The following is a 20,010-nucleotide window of genomic DNA, read 5'->3' as shown; positions in this document are numbered from 1 at the left end:
ACGGGCGCGCACCGGCGGATGTGCATTTTTCCATAAGCATTCTTATGTGTTTTTTGTCTGTAAGCGCAATGTCAGAATGTCAGTCCCTGGCAACATAGAAGTGTCAGTCTTCCGCCAAGTTTTCGACGGCTTGGAGGCTGGCGATGGGCTGGATTACGATGAGCGAACGGGACTTGCAACGTGTCGAGGTCCTCGGCGACGTGCTGAGCGGTCGTCGCGGGGTCGGATCGGCGGCGTCGGTTCTGGATTTGAGTGAGCGACAGGTGTGGCGGCTGTTGGCGCGCTACAAGGCTGGTGGCGGCGGTGCTCTGGTTCACCGGGGTCGCGGTCGTCCATCGAACCGGCGGCTTGGCGATGAGGTGCGGGAGCGGGCGCTGGAGTTGGTTCGCAGCCGCTATGGCGATTTCGGCCCGACCCTGGCGGCAGAAATGCTGCGGGAGAAGCATGGGCTGACGGTTTCGCGCGAGACGTTGCGCCAGTGGATGGTGGCGGCTGGCCTTTGGCTGTCGCGCCGGCAGCGCCGGCAGTTCCACCCTCCCCGGCTGCGGCGCGAGCGGTTCGGCGAGTTGATCCAGATCGACGGCAGCCGAGCACCGCTGGTTCGAGGATCGCGCCGATCCCTGCACGCTTTTGGTGTTCATCGACGATGCGACGGGCCGGCTGATGCAGCTTCGCTTCGCCGTCTCGGAGAGCGCCTTTTCCTACTTCGAGGCGCTGGAGGGCTATCTGAACGCCCATGGCCGGCCGCTGGCCTTCTACTCGGACAAATACTCGGTGTTCCGGGTCTCGCAGCGCGAGGCGAAGGGCGGCCAGGGTATGACGCAGTTCGGCCGGGCCATGGCGGAATTGAACATCGAGATCCTGTGTGCCAACTCCAGCCAGGCCAAAGGGCGGGTCGAGCGGGTGAACCGGACGCTGCAGGACCGGCTGGTGAAGGAGTTGCGGCTGGCCGGCATTAGCGGCATCGAGGCGGGCAATGCCTTCCTGCCCGGCTTCATCGACCGCTTCAACGCCCGCTTTGCCCTTGCCCCTGCCCGGCCGGACGATCTGCACCGGCCATTGAACATCGCGCCGGATCGGCTGCGCCAGGTGCTGTGCTGGCGCGAACAGCGCCATGTCGGCCAGCAACTGACGCTGTCCTACGAGCGCAAGCGGATCATGCTGGAGGAAACCGATCTGACGCGGGGGCTGGTTGGCCAGTATGTCGACACCTATGCCTTCGCCGATGGGCGTCTGGAGGTGCGGTGGAAGGGGGTGGCGCTGTCGTATCGGGCCTTCGACAAGGACCAGCGGGTCAGCCAGGCCGACGTCGTGGAGAACAAGCGGCTGAGTGCGGTTCTGGCCCAGGTGAAGGAGATGCAGGAGAGCCGGCCGCCGCCCCGGGTGAAGACCAACAGCGAGAAGAACGGCTACCGTAAGACGGGGCGGCGCAAGTCGAACAGCGGACTGGCCGAAGGTGCCTGTGCGGCCGACTGACCGCAGCTGTTTGCCCTCTATCCGCAAGACCCCGCTGCGGCCGGCATCTCTGGCAGCAGGATGATGGCTCGGCGATCGCCGCCGCCGTCAAGCCCTGCGCCTGCAGCGCACCGCACAGCGGCTTCGGGGCTTGACCGCGCCGCCGAGCCGAACCCGAACGCATCCATGCCAGATATGCCGAAGAAGGCCGGCAACATCGCCAAGCCGAAGCTTCTCCCACTGACATTCCTACTTTGTGCCAACCACTGACACTTCTAAACGGTAGCAACATTGTCTGCGCGGCGGGCCGGGGTCCGCAATTCTGTCGTTTTGCGTGCATGACATGGCGGAGGCGGGTGCGTTGCCCGCCCTGGCGTGGGTTGCTATTGTTTTTCCGGTAGTATCCGGAGGATGAATGACCACCGCGGCATTGCACGCCCTGAACCGCTTGTCCGATACGGCGATCAGCACCGACCCTTTCCCTCATCTGGTCGTGCCGGACTTCCTGCCTGCCGACCTCTACGCCCGGGCCTGCGCCCAATGGCCGGAGCCCGCCGCCTTTGGCATCCTTCAAGCTGGCGATCTGCCGGCGCGCCATCAGGTGCCGCTGACCGAAAGCTGGCTGGCCCGCTGCGACGGGGAGCAGGCGGCGGTGTGGCGGGACGTGCGCGACTGCCTGTTCAACCCCGCCATCGTCGCGTCGATGGCCGAGCGCTTTCCCCAGGTCCGCGACAAGCTGGGCTGGGTCGATGCACCGCCGGTGCCGAACATGCGCATCATCGAGGACCATACCGGCCACGCCATGCTGCCGCACACGGACATCGAGGCGACGATGTTCTCGATGCTGCTCTACATGCCGGCGGACAGCGGCCCGCCCAACCCGCAGGCATCCTCTCTGGGCACGGCGCTGTACCGGCCCCGCGATCCCGATTTCCGCGGACGGGGGATGGACCGCTACCCGCGCGCGGATTTCGAGCTGGTGGCCCAGGCTCCCTACCGCCCCAACCATCTGCTGGCCTATGCGCCGTCCGACCGCTCGTTCCATGGGGTGGAACCGGTTGCGGCCCCCTGCGAGCGGCGGTTGCTGATCGCCTTCGCGGTGGTGGAAACCCGTTCGCCGTCACGGCGCGGCGCGGTCTGAGAATGGCCTGCCGTCAGGAGGACGTCAGCACTCTGCCGGCTGCCTGTCCAGCCGGGCCTCCTGGTCATTCTCCAGGCCATTCTCCAGGCCGTTGATCGCCTCGGCCCAGGCGTGGGCGCCCCGGATCGGATGCAGATGGTGGTCGCGCGGGTTGGGGCTGCGGTAGGCGTCGGCGATCAGGCCGGTTCCGGCATCGAGGACATGGGTGGAAATGTCGGTATAGGGAATTCGCCGCCGGGCCGCCTCCGCCGCCAGCAGCCGGTTGTAGCGCATCGTCAGCTCGGTGCGGTCGCGCAGGCTTGCGGTCACCATGTGGCGGGCGCGCGCCACGGCGCCCTGGCGATGGCCGTCGGGAATGGTGGGAGGAATGGCTCCGGTCACCACGACCCGGCTGTAGCCGGCATCGATCAGCGTGTCGATGAAGCAGGCGTAAGCCTCTATGGACGCTGCCAGCTGTGCTTCCACCGATTCACCCAGCGTCTGCGCCCGCCACCAGATGACGAAGCCGCAATCGACCTCGCCGAGCTGAAGGACCGGCACGACGTCCGGCTGGACCGGCAGCAGCGCCTCCCGGAAATGGGCGATGGCCTGGGTGTGGCTTTCAGGATTGCGCAGCCCGACGGCCGTGGCGCCGGGGACGATGAGGAACCGGGACGGGCGGCGGAGCAGACCGAGCGTGGCGGCAATCTCGAAGGCCTGAACATGACTGTCACCGATGAAATACCAGCTGTGCATCGCCTGCCCCTGCCCGTCTTGCCGCGTACCATACCAGTATCCCGGCAGAAGCCAACGATCCGGGTTGCAGATCGGCGTCCAGGGCCAGCGATGTGCTGCGGGGAGCGTTGTCTGCGCAACCCCCGATGGGATTGGGGCTGGATATTGCGCCGCTGAACTTTGGAGCCTTGTCGCGGCCCCCTCTTTATTTCGGTTTCCCTTGTCGCGGTCCGCCTTGTGACGGTTCCGGGCCAAGCCTCCGGCCGAAGCCGACCTACCACTTTTTCGTGTGAGAAAAAAGGTTGCCTATCAGAAGTCGGATTTTTTGGAATATCTTTGGGTGGTATGGAGAAAAGACGAAATACCCGCCTGCGTATGAGCCTGCCTTCTTTTTATTTAACTGCAAGTCTCCCCCGTTCTTGCCGGAGATACTCCGCTTTATTGAGTTGTTAGCGGCGTATTCCTCCTCACATTTGGATGAATACGGCCGTTCGGCCTCAATAATCATCACCGGAGTGCGGTGTGGACCGACGGCCGATGGACTGCCCTGTCCCAGCTCCTCTGCCCTGCCGCCATCAAGGAGGATCATCCGTGCGCGACGTACTGATTGCGGACGCCAGCCTCGACGATCTCGATCTGCTGCTCGACCGTTGCCGGCCCGATGTCCGGATCGTCCGGGTCGCGGCCGATGAGGATGGCGGGGCGGCGCTTGCCGACGCACTCGCCGACCGTCCCGCCGCCATCCATCTGCTGGCCCATGGCGAGCCGGGCGCGGTCCGGCTCGGTGCCGGCCGGCTCGACATCGCGGCGCTGTCCGGCCGTGAGGCGGATGGACGGGGCTGGCCGCAGGCCCCGGACACCGAGATCCTGATCCATGCCTGCGACACCGGCGCCGACGGCGGCCGCTTCGCCCAGGCGCTCGCCCAGGCGACCGGTGCCCGTGTCGCCGCTGCCAGCCATCCGGTCGGCCATCCGTCGCTCGGCGCCTCCTGGGACCTCGACGTGACCACCGGGCCGGTCGCCGCGTCCCTGCCCGTCTCCGACACCGGCGCCTGGGTCCAGCGGCTGGCCTACACCGGCACGCCGAGCGACGGCGACGACACGCTGATCGGCGACGACACCGGCAACACCATCAATGGCGGGGCCGGCAACGACAGCATCGTCGGTGGCACCGGCAACGACAGCCTGATCGGCGGGCTGGGCGACGACACGCTGGTCGGCGGCGGCAACAGCGGCCAGTCGGCCGGCGACACACTGAACGGCGGGCTGGGCGCCGACCATTATGTCGGCGGCAACGGCTTCACCATCGTCACCTACGAGAACGCCACCACCGGCATCACGCTGGACCTGACCGACGGCGCCAACAACACCGGCGAGGCGGCAGGCGACACCTTCGTCGACATCCAGCGCTGGGTCGGGACGGAGCATGCCGACAGCCTGACCGCCGGCGACACCGCCGTCTGGTTCTGGGGCCATGGCGGCGACGACATCGAGCATGGCGGGGCCGGCAACGACACGCTGGAGGCCGGCGACGGCAACGACACCGTCTTCGGCGGCGGCGGCAACGACCTGATCTATGGCCGTGCCGACAATGACGAGCTGCATGGCGACGCCGGCAACGACACGGTGGCCGGCGGCGGCGGGGCCGACCTGATCCATGGCGATGCCGGCAACGACCTGCTGAAGGGCGACTGGGAGCGCGACACCATCCATGGCGGCGATGGCGACGACACCATCCTCGCCGGCATCGTCACCGCCGGCAGCTACGGTCAGGCCCAGGCCGACCAGATCTTCGGCGAGGCCGGCAACGACCGCTACATCGTGGTCAGCCAGTACGATGCCGGGACGGTCAGCTTCGACGGCGGCGAGGGCACCGACACGCTGGAGATCCACTCCGACGATCTGAGCAGCTACAACGGCTACGACCTGGAATATTACACCGCCGTCGCCTCCCCCGCGATCGACCTGACGGGGATGACGCTGACCGGGGTGGAGCGGCTGGAGCTGACCGGCAGCAAGGCGCATGACGTCACCCTGACCGGCGCCCAGGCGGCCGGCTTCGAGGTCATCGCCGGCAGTGCGGCGTCCGACACCCTGCGCATCGCCGGCAGTGCTGACCTGTCCGGGGTGGCGATGTCGGGCATCGAAGCCATCGACGTGACCGGCAGCGGCGCCACCCTGACGCTCGCCGCCTCGCAGCTGGCCGGGCTGGCGCTGACCGGCAATGGCAATGCGCTTGCCGTGACGGCGTCCGGCACCGGGGCCTCGGTGGATCTGTCCGGTGCCGCCGGCTTCGGCCGGGTCGCCCTGACCGGCACCGCCGGAGCCGACGACCTGACCGTCGGGGCCGGGGCGACCGTCACCGGCAATGGCGGCGACGACGTCATCCGCATCGCCGCCGGGACCACCGGTTCCGTCACCATCGCCGATGCCGCCGTCGGCGACCGGCTGGTGATGACGGGCGCCGATCTGACCGCCATGCAGGTCGAGACGGGCGCCGGTTCCACCACCCTGCGGGTCGGCAGCGATCTGGCGGTGACGCTGACTGGCAGCTTCGCGGCCAGCCAGTTCCAGGTCGGCAGCGGCGGCAGCGTCACCATCGTTCAGGCCAACAACGCCCCGGTGGCGGAGGCCGGCAAGACGGTGATGGCCCAGGCCGGCGCTCCGGTCGCTCTCGGCATCGCCGCCCCGACCGACGCCGACGGCGACACCCTGACCGTGACGGTCACCGGCCTGCCGGTCGGCGGCGCCATCCAGCTGGCCGATGGCACGGCCGTCACCGCCAACCAGAGCCTGACGCTCGCCCAGCTGTCGGCCCTGACCTTCACCGCCGCCGCCGGCACGGCCGGCGACGCCGGCTCCTTCGCCTACACCGTCACCGACGGCCATGGCGGCACCGCCGGCCAGACCGTGGCGCTGACGGTGAACGCCGCCCCGGTGGCGGAGGCCGACAAGACGGTGACGGCCCAGGCCGGCGCCCCGGTCGCCTTGGGCATCGCCGCCCCGACCGACGCCAACAACGACACCCTGACCGTGACGGTCACCGGCCTGCCGACCGGCGGCACGCTGGCGCTCGCCGACGGCACGGCGGTGACTGCGAACCAGAGCCTGACCGCCGCCCAGCTCGCGGCATTGACCTTCACCGCGGCGGCCGGCACGGTCGGCGACGCCGGTTCCTTCTCCTACAGCGTCGCCGACGGTCATGGCGGCTCGGCGGCCCAGACCGTGGCGCTGACGGTGAACGCCGCCCCGGTGGCGCAGGCCGACAAGACGATGACGGCCCAGGCCGGCGGCACGGTCGGGCTTGGCATCGCCGCCCCGACCGACGCCAACAACGACGCCCTGACCGTGACGGTGACCGGCCTGCCGGCCGGCGGCACCATCCGGCTGGCCGACGGCACGGCGGTGACGGCGAACCAGAGCCTGACCACCGCCCAGCTCGCAGCATTGACCTTCACCGCCTCCGGTACGGTCGGCGACGCCGGCGCCTTCTCCTACAGCGTTGCCGACGGCCATGGCGGCACGGCGGCCCAGAGCGTCGCCCTGACGGTGGAGGCCGCGCCGGTCGTCTCGCCTCCCCCGCCTCCTCCCCCGCCGCCGCCCGTCACCTCCTCGCCGGATCCCGTCGTGGATCCGGTGGTGGAGCCGGCCGTCAACCATGCTCCGACGGTGCAGGCCGACAAGACGGTGAGCGCCCAGGACCGGACGGCGGTGTCGCTCGGCATCGCGGCCCCCGCCGACATCGACGGCGACGCGCTGACGGTGACGGTGGCCGGCCTGCCCGGCGGCGGCATCGTGCGGATGGCCGACGGCAGCACCGTGACGGCGAACCAGACCCTGACGGCGGCCGACCTGCCGGGGCTGACCTTCCTGGCCACCGGTGCGGCCGGCGATGCCGGGTCCTTCGCCTACATCGTTGCCGACGGCCATGGCGGTGTCGCGGCGCAGAGCATCGCCCTGCAGGTGGTGCCCGCGGCCGATCCCGCCTCCACCACCCCGCCGGCCGCCGGCGGGCTGCCGCCCGGCTTCAACGCCCTCGCCTACATCGCCTCCTACCCGGATTTGATCGCCGCCTTCGGCACCAACACCGCCGCCGCGACCCAGCATTACCTGCAGGTCGGGCAGGCGGAGGGGCGGACGGTGACCTTCAACCCGCTGGCCTACACCGCTTCCTACCCCGAGCTGATCTCCGCCTTCGGCACCAACACGGATGCCGCCGCCCGCCACTACATCGAGCACGGCCAAGCCGAGGGGCGGCACCCCAACTTCAGCGGGCTCGCCTACATCGCCTCCTACCCGGACCTGTCGGCGGCCTTCGGCGCCAACGCCGATGCCGGCACCCGGCATTACATCGAGAGCGGCTATGCCGAGGGGCGGACCGCGACCTTCGACGGCTACAATTACCTCGCGGCCAACCGTGACCTGGCGGTCGCCTTCGGCACCAATGCGGATGCCGCCGCCCGCCACTACATCGAGCATGGCCAGGCCGAGGGCCGGCCGGCCCAGGGCTTCGACGCGCTGCGCTACATCGCCAGCAACCCGGACCTGATCCAGGCCTTCGGTCCCGACGTCCAGGCGGCCGAGATCCACTATGTCCAGAACGGCTATGCCGAGAACCGGTCGCTGACCGCCTTCAACCCGGCGGCCTATCTGGCGAGCCATCCGGAGATCGCCTCGGAGTTCGGCACCAGCGCCGCCGCGGTCGAGCTGGCCTACATCAAGCGCAGCACCTCCACCGCGGCGGAGGCCATGGCCGCCGCCAACGGAGAGGCGCCCATCGCCGTCACCATGCTGGCGGCCGGAATGACCGGGTCGCAGGCGCAGGGGATCGACGGCGGCTTCCACGATGCCTCGTCGGGCACGGTGTCCGGCCTGCTGGCGGCGGGCGACGGCGGGCTCTCCACCCGGCAGCGGACGGAGCTTCCGGCGTAAACCTCCTCCCGCCTGTCCACCGGCCGCCCATGGCCGCCGGTGGACAGCTGATGGATGTCGGTTGGAATTATCGTGTTGGAACCATGGGGGCGGCGGCAAGCCGCCCTTCCTTTTTGAAAGCCGCCGCCTCAGCCGATGGGGTGGCGCGAATGCCTCGGTCCCCGCATCCGGGCGGGAGGGAGCCGGTGCAAAACGAGATTTATCTTCATTATTCTATATAATGATTTCATGAATATATGAAGACCCCTTAGCCCCGTCCGTCCGCCAGCTCATCGATCCAGGCGAACTGGCGCGGCAGGCAGACGGTGTGCAGATCGTGGTTGGCGCGGATGAAGGCGCGGGCCTCGGCGCCCAGCCGGTCGCGCGCCGCCCGGTCCGCCAGCAGATCGGCCACGCTGTCGGCCAGTGCGCGATGGTCGAAGAAGTCCACCAGCCGTCCCGTCCGGTCATGCTCGATGACCTCGCGAACCGGAGCGGTGTTGCCGGCGACCACGGCGGCGCCCGCGCTCATCGCCTCCATCACGCTCCAGCTCAGCACGAAGGGATAGGAGAGATAGACGTGGACGGAGGAAAGCTGGAGCAGCGGAACGAAGTGGTCGTAGGGAATGTTGCCCAGGAAGAACACCCGTGACCAGTCTGCCTCCGGAATGGAGCCGCGCACCTCCTCGATGAAGAGATCCCGCCAGCTTCCCGACGGCGGCGGCGCCCCATAGGTGACCCCGGCCCCGCCGACGATCAGCACATGGGCCCGGGGACGCCGGGCCAGCAGCCGCGGCAGGGCGCGCATGAAGCTGTGATACCCGCGATAGGGCTCCAGGGTCCGGTTGACGAAGGTCACCACCTCGTCCGCCCGCGTCAGCGTGAGGGTGCCGTTCAGGGTGGCGCGGGCGTCGGGGGTCGGAGCCACCGCCCCGGTGTCGATGCCGTCATGCACCACGGTGATGCGGTCGCGGAAGAGGCTGGGAAAGCCGTCGGCCTGCCAGCGGGTGGGAGACAGCCCGGCGTCGGCGGTCTCGAACTGCAGCAGGTTCGCGGCGTTCTTCAGGCGCAGGCGGCATGGATCGCCGGTATCGCGCACCGGGAATTCGGGATCGAAGCCGACATCCGCGCCCTCCGCCCGGTAATAATATTCGCAATAGATGCCCAGCCGGGCCTGCGGCCAGACGTCCTTCACGAACAGGCTGTCGCCCCAGGCGGGATGGGCGACGATCACGTCGGGAACATAGCTCTCCGCCTTCATCCTCAGCGCCCGCTGAAACAGCGCCTCGCCATGGATCGCGTTGGTTTCGAAGTCAACGGCCCAGGGATGGACGCCGGAGGCCGGCGCCCGTGACGGTGCGTAGGGAACCACGGTGACCCCGCCCCAGCCGGGCGGCACCTCCATCGTCCGGCTCAGGGCATGGACCGTGTGCCCGCGCTGCACCAGGCTCGGCGCCAGGGCCTTGAACTGGCCGGGAAAGCTGGGATGGATGAACAGGATCTTCATGGAGGGCGTCACGGTCCGGCGGAAGGGGCTGCGGAAGCGGGCGATCATGCCACGGCAGCACGGCAAGTCGCTGCCGGAATTTCCCGCGTTCGGTGTAGAGCGCTGGAAATTCCCGCTTCCTGCGCTTCAGGATGGATCCGGTTTCGCGCGATACGGCCCGGCTTTTTCAAGCCGGCGGAGGGCTGGCGGCGACCAGGGTCCGGCGCATATGGAGCGCGGTCAGGAAGCCGACCGCCGCCGCGGCTCCGCCCAGCAGGAAGATGCTGCCGTAACCGGCCCGGTCGGCGAGCAGTCCGGCCACCGGGCCGGTCAGGCCATAGGCCACGTCCTGGAAGGCGGCGAAGGCGCCGAGCGCCGTCGCCCGCAGATGCGGCTGCACCAGATGCACCACCTCCCGGCCCATGGCGGGAAAGACCAGGGAGCAGCCGAGCCCGGTCAGGAAGGCGCCGGCCAGGGCCAGCGTGGGGTCGCCGGCGCTCCACACCAGCAACTGGCCGACCGCCTCGACCGCCAGCGACCCCATCGCCACCGGCAGGCCGCCGATGCGGTCCGGCAGATGGCCGAAGGCGAAGCGGACAAGCACGAAGCCGATCCCGAAGGCGGTCAGGCCGAGCCCGGCGAACGGCCAGGATTCATGGACGAAGTGCAGGGTGAAGAAGGCGCCGATGGCGGCGAAGCCGATGCCTTGCAGGCTGACGACGGCGCCGTGCAGCCAGATCCGGCCAAGCACGCTGCGGAAGGGCGGGCGCTTCGCGCCGGGATGGGCCGCGACCCCTGCCATCGGGCGGATCGCCAGCAGCCCCAGCGCCGGCAGCAGGGCGCCGACCGCCATGGTGCCGGCGAAGCCGATGCCGTCCAGCAGCAGCAGGCCCAGCGGCCCGCCCGCCGCGAAGGCGCCATACAGCGCCGCCCCGACCAGGGCCAGCACCTTGCCCGAGCGCTGCGGCCCGACGATGCCGATCCCCCAGGCGATCACGCCGACGCCGACGAGGCTCTCGCCCAGCCCGATCAGCAGGCGTCCCGCCACCAGCACGGCGAACGCCGCCCAGGGTCCGGCCCAAGGCAGGTGCGGCAGCATGCCGGCGCCGAGCGAGACCAGCCCGCCGGCGATGTAGAGCGCCAGTCCGCGGGCGACCGCCGGCTTGGCGCCGCCGCCGTCCACGAAATTGCCGGCGAAGCTGCGGGTGAGGATGGTGGCGAGGAAGGCGCTGCCGACGCCCAGCCCGGCCCAGAAATTGCCCAGTCCCAGGGTCTGGGTCACGAACAGCGGCGTCACCGGAAGGGAGATGGCGACGCAGAGATAGGAGACGAACAGGATGGCGGCCAGGACGAACAGGCGGGCCTGGGACCGGTCCGGCGATGTGTCGTGCGAGGGATTTTGCGACTGGCCGCGTGCCGGATCGTATGTCGGCTGGGGACTCATGAGTGTGCTCCACACTGGTCCGCGGTCGACGCGCGTTCCGAACAAGCGAACGCACTCCGACCGCTGGGGATCGTTGAGTGCGTTGGTTGACGTTGAACGCTTACGGCCAGTGTGACTGACGACTGACAGACAGCTAACCGATCCGGCCGAGCAGCACAACCCCGCAGGCAATGGGGGTATGGCCGCGGCCAAGCACCGCCGGCACGGCTTGGCCCAGCGGGTGTTTCAGCGGGTGTTTCAGCGGCTCTTGCGGTCGGGCTTCGCCGTGGAGGGCGCCATGGAGGGCAGCATCAGATCGATCACCAGACGGTGGCCACGGTCCTTCTCGGGGGCCAGGGTGGAGACGGCGAGAAGCCGGACCGCTTCGCCCTTGGTGTCCCCCTTGCCGTCGCTTCCGCCATCCTCGTCGCTGAACAGCAGGCGGGTGCCGCTGCCGGTGCGCTCCGCCCGGTAGCCCAGCGCCGTCGCCGGCAGGCGGCCCGCCGCCGGGGCCTGCCACTGCGTGCCGGGAAGCGTCATCTCCAGCCGGCCGTCGGGGCGGCGCACCGGCGTTTCGAAGCGCGGTTCCTGGTCGAAATCCATCACGACGCGCAGCCCGTCGCCGCCGTTGGCGGTGCGGATGCGCTCCACATGGCGGGGAGCCGCGGCGCTTGCCACGGTCTGGATCGGATTCGGGGTCGAGGTCGGGCGGGCGGGCGCGTCGGGGACCGGCTTGACGCCGGGGCGCAGGATTTCCACCGCCGGCTCCGTCCGCGGGGCGGGAGCGGCGTCCTGCGGTTCGGGCTTCGCCGCCGGCAGCGGGGCAGCCGGGACGGAGGCGGGAGACGGAGCCGGTTGGATGGGGGCCGTCTGGACCGGAGTTTCCTGGCTGGGAGCCGCCTGGACGGGAGCTGGCGGCACCTCTGCCGGCGGGCTTGCGGCGGGCTGCGCCTCCGCCGGCTTCCTGACCTGTTCCACGAAGCCGCCGCGGCGGCCTTCCGCGCGGCCCTGCTGGACATAGTGGGCGTAGCCGCTGGAGAGCTGTCCGCTGCGGACGGCGGCGGCGACGTCGGGATTGGCGGCCAGATAGGCGCGCTCCCGCCAGCCGGTCGGCTGCGCCGTGGCGGTGTCCACGTCCGCGGGGCGGCGCCAGCTAGACAGCAGCGACGGCATCGACCCGTACAGGCCCAGCCCCTCCACCGCCAGCGACAGCCAGAAGGGCGTCAGCAGCAGGATCAGAAGGCGCAGGAGCTGGGGGATCGGCGACAAGGCGGCTTTTGTCCGGCGTAGGGGAAACGGCGCCGGTCCCGCTGGCCCGGCTGTCCTGCATGCCTACTCCCAAGCACCGCACCGGGTCTAGGAAAAGCAGCTTGTCGAGGTGGACCATAGGGGAAACCACGGAAGAGCGTCTGGCGACCCTTCGGTCCCCTCCCTTCGAACACCAACGATGCGGGGTACCCCATCGTTCGGGTGGCCGCGCGGGGACGCGATCCTCACCTTCGGTTGGCCGCAGCCGTCCGGCGGCACCCTTAGAGTTTTGGAACCGGGAAGCCTTCATGGAACAGATGCGAGACGGGTCGCCGGCCGATCCGGCGCGGGACCCCTCCTCTCCTCCCCCTGGCCCTCCTCCGCCTGGCGCCCAGACAGGTCCCAATCCCGGAGGCAATCCTGGCCCCAACCCCGGCCCCCGTCTCGATCCCGGCATCGCCGGGCTGGTGTCGGCGCTGCGCATCCTTGGCATTCCGGCCGATTATGACGGCGTGCGCCATGCCTGCGGCGGCGAATCCCCCGACCTGACCGGGCTGGTCCGCCAGGCCCACCGGCTGGGGGCCAAGGCCCGCGTGGTGAAGACCAAGTGGGAACGGCTGGAGCGCACGCCGCTGCCGGCGCTGGTCCCCGGTCCCGACGGCGGTTTCCTGGTGCTGGCCAAGGCCGGCGGCGACCGCGTGCTGGTGCATGACGCGGCGACCAACCAGACCCGCATCCTCGACCGCGAAGGCTTCGAGCCCTTGTGGACCGGCCGGCTGATCTGCCTCGGCCGCAAGGGCACGCTGGGCATGGGCCAGCCGCGTTTCGACGCCCGCTGGTTCGGCGCGGTCGCCTGGAAATACCGCGGCATCCTGGGCGAGGTGCTGCTCGCCTCCTTCTTCATCCAGCTGTTCGCGCTGGTGACGCCGCTGTTCTTCCAGGTGGTGGTCGACAAGGTGGTGGTGCATCGCAGCCTGGGCACGCTCGACGTGCTGATGGCCGGCATGCTGGCCGTCATCCTGTTCGAGGCGGTGCTGGGGGGCCTGCGCACCTACACCTTCGCCCACACCGCCAACCGGCTGGACGTGGAGCTGGGGGCCAAGCTGTACCAGCGGCTGCTGTCGCTCCCCATGGGCTATTTCGCGTCGCGCCGGGTCGGCGACAGCGTCGCCCGCGTGCGCGAGCTGGAGACGATCCGCAACTTCATGACCAGCTCCACCATCACGCTGGTGCTGGACCTGCTGTTCACCGTGGTGTTCCTGGGCGTCATGCTGGTCTACAGCCCGATGCTGACGGCGATCGTCGCGGCCTCCTTCCCCGTCTATGTCGCGATCAGCCTGGTGGCGACGCCGATCCTGCGCCGCCGGCTGGACGAGAAGTTCGCCCGCGGCGCCGAGAACCACAGCTTCCTGGTCGAGACGGTGTCGAGCATCGAGACGGTCAAGGCGATGGCGGTCGAGCCGCGCATGCAGCGCCGCTGGGAGGACCAGCTGTCGGGCTATGTCCGCGCCGGCTTCCGCGCCGGCAACCTGAACAACGTCGCCAGCCAGTCGGTGCAGTTCGTCTCCAAGATCTCGACCATGCTGGTGCTGTGGCTGGGGGCGAAGCTGGTGATCGAGGGCAGCCTGACGGTGGGCGAGCTGGTGGCCTTCAACATGTTCGCCGGCCGTGTCGTCCAGCCGGTGCTGCGCATCGCCCAGCTGTGGCAGGACTTCCAGCAGGTGCGGCTGTCGATGCACCGCATCGGCGACATCCTGAACACGGCGCCTGAGCCGTTGCAGAGCGCCGGCCGCGCTGCCATGCCGGCGATCAAGGGCGACCTCAGCTTCGACCACGTCACCTTCCGCTACCGCCATGACGGGCCGGAGACGCTGAGCGACGTGTCGCTGCATATCCCGGCGGGCCAAGTGGTCGGCATCGTCGGCACCTCGGGTTCGGGCAAGAGCACGCTGGCCAAGCTGCTCCAGCGCTTCCATGTGCCGGAGCGCGGCCGGGTGATGGTGGACGGCACCGACCTTTCCACCGCCGACGCGGTGTGGCTGCGCCGGCAGATCGGCGTGGTGTTGCAGGACAATGTCCTGTTCTCGGGCACCATCCGCGAGAACATCGCGCTGACCGACCCGACCATGGACATGGCCCGCGTCGTCGCCGCGGCGAAGCTGGCCGGCGCCCACGATTTCGTCGTCGAACTGCCCGACGGCTACGACACGGTGGTGGGGGAGCGCGGCGCCAGCCTGTCCGGCGGGCAGCGGCAGCGCATCGCCATCGCCCGCGCGCTGGTCACCAACCCGCGCATCCTGATCTTCGACGAGGCGACCTCGGCCCTCGACCATGAATCGGAGCGGATCATCCAGGCCAACATGCGCCGCATCTGCGCCGGCCGCACCGTGCTGATCATCGCCCACCGGCTGTCGACCGTCGCCATCGCCGACCGCATCGTCACGGTGGAGCGCGGCCGCATCGTCGAGGACGGCGCGCCCGACGAGCTTCTGCGCCGCGGCGGGCGGTACGCCACGCTGTTCCGCGGCCAGATGGGGCAGCTGCCGGGCAACGCTCCGCCGGCGGACGGGCTGATCGAACAGCGGGCGGCGGGCTAAGGGGAATGAACGCCATGAGCAAGACGACCGCCGCGGTGAAGACCACCTCTGCCACCTCCGCTCCCATCCCTCCTGGGATCAAGCCGCCCGCCAACGCGCCGGGCACGCCCGGCGGGCCGCGCCCGCCGACCAAGCTCCAGGGCCGTCCGCAGAAGCGCCGCCGCGACGAGATGGATTTCCTGCCCGATGCGCTGGAGATCCTGGAGCGTCCGCCCTCCCCCACCGCGCGCACCTTCACCGCGGTGATCATGCTGGCCTTCACCGCCGCCTGCGCCTGGGCATGGTTCGGCCATGTCGACGTGGTGGCGGTGGCGCAGGGCCGGGTGGTGCCGAGCGGCCGGACCAAGACCATCCAGCCGATGCAGACCGGCGTCGTCCGCGCCATCGCCGTGGAGGACGGCCAGCTGGTCAAGGCCGGCCAGACCCTGATCGAGCTGGACCCGACCGAGGCGGTGGCCGACCGCGGCCGCATCCGCTCCGACCTGTCGGCGGCGAGAGCCGAGGCGGCGCGGTTGCGGGCGGCGCTGGAGGTGGTGAACGGCAACCCCGACGCCGAATTCGCCGCCCCGGCCGGGCTGTCGCCCGATCTGGCGCGGATGCAGGGCCAGCTTCTCGCCAGTCAGATCGCCGAGCAGCGCGCCAAGCTGGCCGCACTCGACCGCGAGCAGGCCCGGCGCGAGGCCGACCGCGCCACCGTGGTGCAGACCATCGCCAAGCTGAACGCCACCCTGCCGCTGATCCGCGAGCGGGCGGAGGCGCTGTACGACCTGTCGAAGCGCGGCACCTCGTCCCGCTTCCAGTATCTCCAGCTCCAGCAGGATCTGGTCGGGCAGGAGCAGGAGCTTCTGGTTCAGAAGATCAAGCTGACGGAGTCCGACGCCTCCATCGCCGCCACCGCCGAGCAGCGCCGCCAGACCGAGGCCGAGTTCCGCCGCCAGCTCTACACCAACCTCGCCGAGGCCGAGCGCAAGGCCGCCTCGCTGGAGCAGGAGCTTGCCAAGGCCGAGCAGCAGGTCGACCTCCTGCGGCTGACCGCGCCGGTGGACGGCTATGTCCAGCAGCTGGCCGTGCACACGGTGGGCGGCGTGGTGACCACCGCCCAGCCGGTGATGGTCATCGTGCCGGAGGACAGCCGGCTGGAGGTCGAGGCCTTCATCCCCAACAAGGACATCGGCTTCGTCCAGACCGGCCAGGTGGCCGAGGTGAAGGTGGAGGCCTTCTCCTTCACCAAATACGGCCTGATCCCCGGCCGCGTCGCCTCGCTGTCCAGCGACGCCGTGCAACAGCAGCAGCAGGCCGACAAGGGGGCGGACAAGAGCGCGGCGAAGACGCCGGAGGCGGGGTCGGTCTATGCCGCCCGCATCGCGCTGGACCGCGACACGCTGGACGTCGACGGCAAGCAGACGCGGTTGCAGCCGGGCATGACGGTCAGCGCCGAGATCAAGACCGGCCGCCGCCGCATCGCCGACTACCTGCTCTCCCCCCTCTCGCGCAGCGCCCAGGAGGCCATGCACGAGCGGTAGGATGGTACGCCCTCTCCCAGGGCGGGAGAGGGCTCTGTCCCCGGCGCTATGCCGCCATCCCATGCGCCATGTCGTGCGCGTCGTACCAAGCGTGCAGGCCGTGGTCGGCATACTGGAAGGCCGGGAGCATTTCCGATGTCCAGCCGGCAGCATCGGCCGTCTCGTGCGATGCCGTGCCGGCCGACACCGCGTGACCCAGCAGGTCGCCGGCCTGAAGCTCCGCCACCTGTGCCTGCGCGGGGGCCTGGACACCGAACAGGCTCTTGTCGGCGGCGACCACCAGCGTGCCGTTCCACCACAGGCCGCTCTGGCCCTTGACCACGTCGTGCCCGTCGAGCGCGCCCTTGTCGTAGGTCACCGCGGCGTCGGTGGCGGCATAGCCGTGGCCGTTGACGCTGACGCTGTTGACGAACAGGTTGCGGTCCTGGCCGTCGGCGAAGCCGTCATTGTCGTACTGGATCTGCACCTTGTGGGCGCTGTCGGCCGACACGGTGGCGGTGAAGGCGTAGTTCTTGGCCGCGGCACCCACCGTGGCGCTGCCGACCGCATGGCCGTCGACCAGCAGGGTGAAATGGGCGTTCACGCCGGCCGCCGCGGTGCCCTTGGCGTTGACCAGGATGGCGGCCGTGGCGGTGGCGGGGGCACCGGTGCCGGGGCCGGGATCCGGCACCGTCGGCGTCGCCGTCGTGCCATAGAGCTGGCCGATCTTCGCCAGCAGCGCCTGGGTGTCGAGGTCGGTGTAGCCGGTGCCGGCGACCGGCGTGCCGGTCTGCCTTGCCAGCGACAGGAACTCGTCCTGGGTCAGGGCGCTGCCGCGCAGCGCGATGGCCTCCTGCTGGGCGAGCGCCACCGCGGCGGTCACCGAAGGGGCGGAGAAGGAGGAGCCGTTGGCCGTCACCGTCCGCCCGGCCAGATCGGTCAGCCGGATGCCGGTGCCGTCGGCGCAGAGGTCGGTGATGCCCGGATTGCGCTGGGCCCAGCCCGGCATGGTGCCGTCGCCGCCCGACGCGCTGACGCAGATCGTGTTGTGGTCGGCGGCGAAATAGGACACGTCGGTCGCCGTCCCGTTCTGCCCGGCATTGCCGGCGGCGGCCGACACCAGCACCCGCTTGGCGGCGAGGCTCGCCAGCTCGTCCGACAGCAGGGTCGTCATCTCCGAGGTGGCGGAGCCGCCGGCCAGCGACAGGTTGACGCCGACGACGTTGTAGTCGGAGGCATGGGCGACGACCCATTGCAGCGCCTGCTCGATGGCCGCCCCCGACGCGGTGGAGGTGCCGTCCGGAATCACCTTCAGCGCGACGATGTTGAGGTCCGGCACCTGCGACAGGATGCTGGAGGTCACCAGGGCGCCGTGGGTGTCGGCGTTGGGGTTGCGCGCATCGGCATCGTTGTTGGCATAGTCGTGCTGATAGACGATGCGCGCGGCGGGTTCCCAGGTCGGCGACCATCCGCTGTCGATGACGACGACCGTCTCGCCCCGGCCGGTATAGGTGCTGTTCGCCATGCTGTCGGTCCCGTCCTGCTGCCGTCGTCGATGAAGATGCGGGGCGGAGTATGCAGGCTGGCGATGTGGCCTTCGGATGATAAGGACGGGGCGGATTTCGGACGTGGTGCCCCTTATGCGACGGCGCATATGGGGGCGTGGAGATCAGGTCAGATCGTCCAACTCCACGCGCAGGGCTTCGGCGATGCGTTTCAAGGCGTCCACCGAGCCGTTCCGCGTGCCGGCCTCGATCTGCGAGACGTAGGACTGCTTGAGGCCGGCGGCTTCGGCGAGCTGCCTCTGCGTCAGGCCGCGGTGGTCGCGGAACACTTTCACTGGATGCTCTCCCTCCAGCAGCCGTGCCGCAATCTCGTCGGGAAAGGTTTCCGGAGAGGAATTCCGGTAGGCATCGTAAGCCTGGATCGCGGCGGCTTCGTCGGCGGCCTCCAGCAGGCGTTCATATTCGGCGATGGGCAGCACGGCGAAGGCGGCTTTGCCGTTGCCGTCGCGGATGATCTGCGGCGGACTAGTCATAAATGCCTCCTCTCGGTCCAACATCGATCACGATCAACACCAGAACCCCATCCTCGATGTCGTAGACGACCCGCCAGTCTCCGACGCGGAGCCGGTAGCCGTCGCGGCCCTTGAGCTTCTTCACGTTTCGGGCTGTGGCTGGGTCTGCCGCCACGTCCTGCACTTTTTGACGGATCAGATCCGCGACGTTGCGCGGCATCCGGCGCAAAGCCTTCAAGGCGGCTGCGGTGTATCTGATCGCGTGCATAGCGAAGTTATTGCTCTTTGCAATGTACATTGCAATGGCAAGCCGGCAGAGATTGGCCCATGTCCTCAGGCATCCCACCTGTTGGGGACAATCAAGCAAGCTGGAGCTGTATGGTGAGAGGGGTTTGGCAAGAGGCTTGGGTCAGGGTGCCGGTCCATTACCGCTGGGGTCTCGCCGCCCTGGCCTTGCTGCCATCGGCGGCCTTCGCCGATTCTCCCGCCGCCCTTTCCGCCGGGGCTCCGGCGCTGGAGGTGCCGGTGCGCTGCCGGATCGGGACGGACTGCTTCGTCCAGAATTACGTCGATGCCGATCCCGGTCCGGGGATGCGGGACTTCGCCTGCGGGCGGTTGACCTATGACGGCCACAAGGGGACCGATTTCCGGCTGCCCGATCTGGAGGCGATGCGGCGCGGGGTGGCGGTGGTGGCTGCCGCGCCCGGAACGGTGACGCGCGTGCGCGACGGGATGGATGACGTCAGCATCCGCCAGAGCGGCGGTGCGCCGGCCGGGCGCGAGGCCGGCAACGCGGTGGTGGTCGACCACGGCAATGGCTGGGAGACCCAGTACAGCCACCTGAAACGCGGCAGCATCGCGGTCAAGCCGGGCGACCGGGTGGAGGCCGGCACGCCGCTGGCCCAGGTCGGGCTGTCCGGCAACACCGAATTCCCCCATGTCGATTTCGGCATCCGCCACGACGGCCGCACCCTCGACCCCTATACCGGCAAGGAGGTCGGGACCGCGGAGGCGCCGGCCTGCACCGCCGATCAGGGCGCCGCGCCGGTGCCGTCGGGCACGCTGTGGAGCGCCGAGGCGCGCTGGACGCTCGCCTACCGGCCGAGCGCCGTTCTCGGCGCCGGTCTGGCGCCCGAGGCGCCGAAGGCGGAGGTGGCCCGGAATGGTGGTTATGGCGGCAGGCTGCTGCCGGCGGACACGCCGGTGCTGGGGGTGTGGACGGAGCTGATGGGCGGGCGCCAGGGCGACCGGGTGACGCTGGAGGTGACCGGCCCCGACGGCCGCCGCCTGTTCCGCAACGAGGGGGCGGTGCCGCGTCCGCTGGCCGTGCTGTTCTTCGGCACCGAGGTGAGGAAGCCCGTCCCCGGCTCCTGGGCGACCGGCCCCTACCGGGTGACGGTGACGCTGCGCCATGGTGATGAAACGGTGCTGCGGGAGGAGCGGAGGGTCGAGCTGCGCTGACCGGGTTGAGTGGAAGTCTGCCAAAACAACGCGAAGGATAGGGCAAGTGACAACT

Annotated in this window: 12 protein-coding genes and 1 pseudogene; 6 read left to right on the top strand and 7 right to left on the bottom strand. The window is 69.6% G+C overall.

Features of this window, described 5'->3' with window-relative positions; all coding sequences use genetic code 11:
- Positions 1-143 precede the first annotated feature (143 nt).
- Positions 144-1,476 (top strand): annotated as a pseudogene (locus ABNQ38_RS06890) (ISNCY family transposase).
- 394 nt (positions 1,477-1,870) lie between these two features.
- On the top strand, positions 1,871-2,596 hold the full coding sequence (locus ABNQ38_RS06885) for a hypothetical protein (protein WP_377806394.1): 726 nt from the start codon (positions 1,871-1,873) through the stop codon (positions 2,594-2,596).
- Between the two features lie 24 nt (positions 2,597-2,620).
- Here the strand turns inward: ABNQ38_RS06885 and ABNQ38_RS06880 are convergent, their stop codons facing one another.
- Positions 2,621-3,331: a hypothetical protein gene (locus tag ABNQ38_RS06880; protein WP_377806393.1), complete on the bottom strand. Its 711-nt coding sequence runs from the start codon at positions 3,329-3,331 to the stop codon at positions 2,621-2,623.
- A gap of 570 nt (positions 3,332-3,901) precedes the next feature.
- Here ABNQ38_RS06880 and ABNQ38_RS06875 point away from each other — a divergent pair.
- Positions 3,902-8,242, top strand: a complete 4,341-nt coding sequence (locus tag ABNQ38_RS06875; RefSeq protein ID WP_377806392.1) for a DUF4347 domain-containing protein — start codon at positions 3,902-3,904, stop codon at positions 8,240-8,242.
- Between the two features lie 247 nt (positions 8,243-8,489).
- Here the strand turns inward: ABNQ38_RS06875 and ABNQ38_RS06870 are convergent, their stop codons facing one another.
- From ABNQ38_RS06870 to ABNQ38_RS06860, 3 genes are all read right to left on the bottom strand, one after another.
- Complete coding sequence (locus ABNQ38_RS06870) at positions 8,490-9,728, bottom strand: glycosyltransferase (protein WP_377806473.1); 1,239 nt, start codon at positions 9,726-9,728, stop codon at positions 8,490-8,492.
- A gap of 166 nt (positions 9,729-9,894) precedes the next feature.
- Positions 9,895-11,151 carry an MFS transporter gene (locus ABNQ38_RS06865; RefSeq protein WP_377806391.1) on the bottom strand — a complete coding sequence of 419 codons (1,257 nt, stop codon included), beginning with the start codon at positions 11,149-11,151 and terminating at the stop codon, positions 9,895-9,897.
- Between the two features lie 237 nt (positions 11,152-11,388).
- A complete protein-coding gene (locus tag ABNQ38_RS06860) occupies positions 11,389-12,399 on the bottom strand; it encodes a hypothetical protein (RefSeq protein ID WP_377806390.1) in 1,011 nt (336 codons plus the stop codon).
- 287 nt (positions 12,400-12,686) lie between these two features.
- Here ABNQ38_RS06860 and ABNQ38_RS06855 point away from each other — a divergent pair, with 287 nt between their 5' ends.
- The gene (locus ABNQ38_RS06855; RefSeq protein ID WP_377806389.1) at positions 12,687-14,975 is read left to right on the top strand and encodes a type I secretion system permease/ATPase; all 2,289 of its coding nucleotides are present in this window, start codon (positions 12,687-12,689) and stop codon (positions 14,973-14,975) included.
- A 14-nt stretch (positions 14,976-14,989) separates the two neighbouring features.
- Positions 14,990-16,498: an HlyD family type I secretion periplasmic adaptor subunit gene (locus ABNQ38_RS06850; protein WP_377806387.1), complete on the top strand. Its 1,509-nt coding sequence runs from the start codon at positions 14,990-14,992 to the stop codon at positions 16,496-16,498.
- Between the two features lie 46 nt (positions 16,499-16,544).
- Here the strand turns inward: ABNQ38_RS06850 and ABNQ38_RS06845 are convergent, their stop codons facing one another.
- The 3 genes from ABNQ38_RS06845 to ABNQ38_RS06835 form a co-directional block, all read right to left on the bottom strand.
- Positions 16,545-18,002, bottom strand: a complete 1,458-nt coding sequence (locus ABNQ38_RS06845) for a carbohydrate-binding domain-containing protein (protein WP_377806386.1) — start codon at positions 18,000-18,002, stop codon at positions 16,545-16,547.
- A 144-nt stretch (positions 18,003-18,146) separates the two neighbouring features.
- The gene (locus tag ABNQ38_RS06840) at positions 18,147-18,515 is read right to left on the bottom strand and encodes a helix-turn-helix domain-containing protein (protein ID WP_377806385.1); all 369 of its coding nucleotides are present in this window, start codon (positions 18,513-18,515) and stop codon (positions 18,147-18,149) included.
- Positions 18,508-18,792: a type II toxin-antitoxin system RelE/ParE family toxin gene (locus ABNQ38_RS06835; protein WP_377806384.1), complete on the bottom strand. Its 285-nt coding sequence runs from the start codon at positions 18,790-18,792 to the stop codon at positions 18,508-18,510. The genes ABNQ38_RS06840 and ABNQ38_RS06835 overlap by 8 nt, the downstream gene beginning before the upstream one ends.
- 116 nt (positions 18,793-18,908) lie before the next feature.
- On the opposite strand from ABNQ38_RS06835, the gene ABNQ38_RS06830 reads away from it, so the two are divergent.
- A complete protein-coding gene (locus ABNQ38_RS06830) occupies positions 18,909-19,955 on the top strand; it encodes a M23 family metallopeptidase (RefSeq protein ID WP_377806383.1) in 1,047 nt (348 codons plus the stop codon).
- The last annotated feature ends 55 nt before the right edge of the window (positions 19,956-20,010 follow it).

Origin of the sequence: Azospirillum sp. A29, assembly GCF_042604625.1 — a bacterium.
GTDB lineage: Bacteria > Pseudomonadota > Alphaproteobacteria > Azospirillales > Azospirillaceae > Azospirillum > Azospirillum palustre.
This window is presented reverse-complemented; position numbering and strand designations above follow the sequence as displayed.

Bases quoted from the DNA above. Each gene is read 5' to 3' on its own strand.
- ABNQ38_RS06880 (WP_377806393.1), bottom strand. From the start codon at position 3,331: ATGCACAGCTGGTATTTCATCGGTGACAGTCATGTTCAGGCCTTCGAG.
- ABNQ38_RS06870 (WP_377806473.1), bottom strand. From the start codon at position 9,728: ATGAAGATCCTGTTCATCCATCCCAGCTTTCCCGGCCAGTTCAAGGCC.
- ABNQ38_RS06845 (WP_377806386.1), bottom strand. From the start codon at position 18,002: ATGGCGAACAGCACCTATACCGGCCGGGGCGAGACGGTCGTCGTCATC.
- ABNQ38_RS06835 (WP_377806384.1), bottom strand. From the start codon at position 18,792: ATGTACATTGCAAAGAGCAATAACTTCGCTATGCACGCGATCAGATAC.
- ABNQ38_RS06855 (WP_377806389.1), top strand. From the start codon at position 12,687: ATGGAACAGATGCGAGACGGGTCGCCGGCCGATCCGGCGCGGGACCCC.
- ABNQ38_RS06865 (WP_377806391.1), bottom strand. From the start codon at position 11,151: ATGAGTCCCCAGCCGACATACGATCCGGCACGCGGCCAGTCGCAAAAT.
- ABNQ38_RS06850 (WP_377806387.1), top strand. From the start codon at position 14,990: ATGAGCAAGACGACCGCCGCGGTGAAGACCACCTCTGCCACCTCCGCT.
- ABNQ38_RS06840 (WP_377806385.1), bottom strand. From the start codon at position 18,515: ATGACTAGTCCGCCGCAGATCATCCGCGACGGCAACGGCAAAGCCGCC.
- ABNQ38_RS06885 (WP_377806394.1), top strand. From the start codon at position 1,871: ATGACCACCGCGGCATTGCACGCCCTGAACCGCTTGTCCGATACGGCG.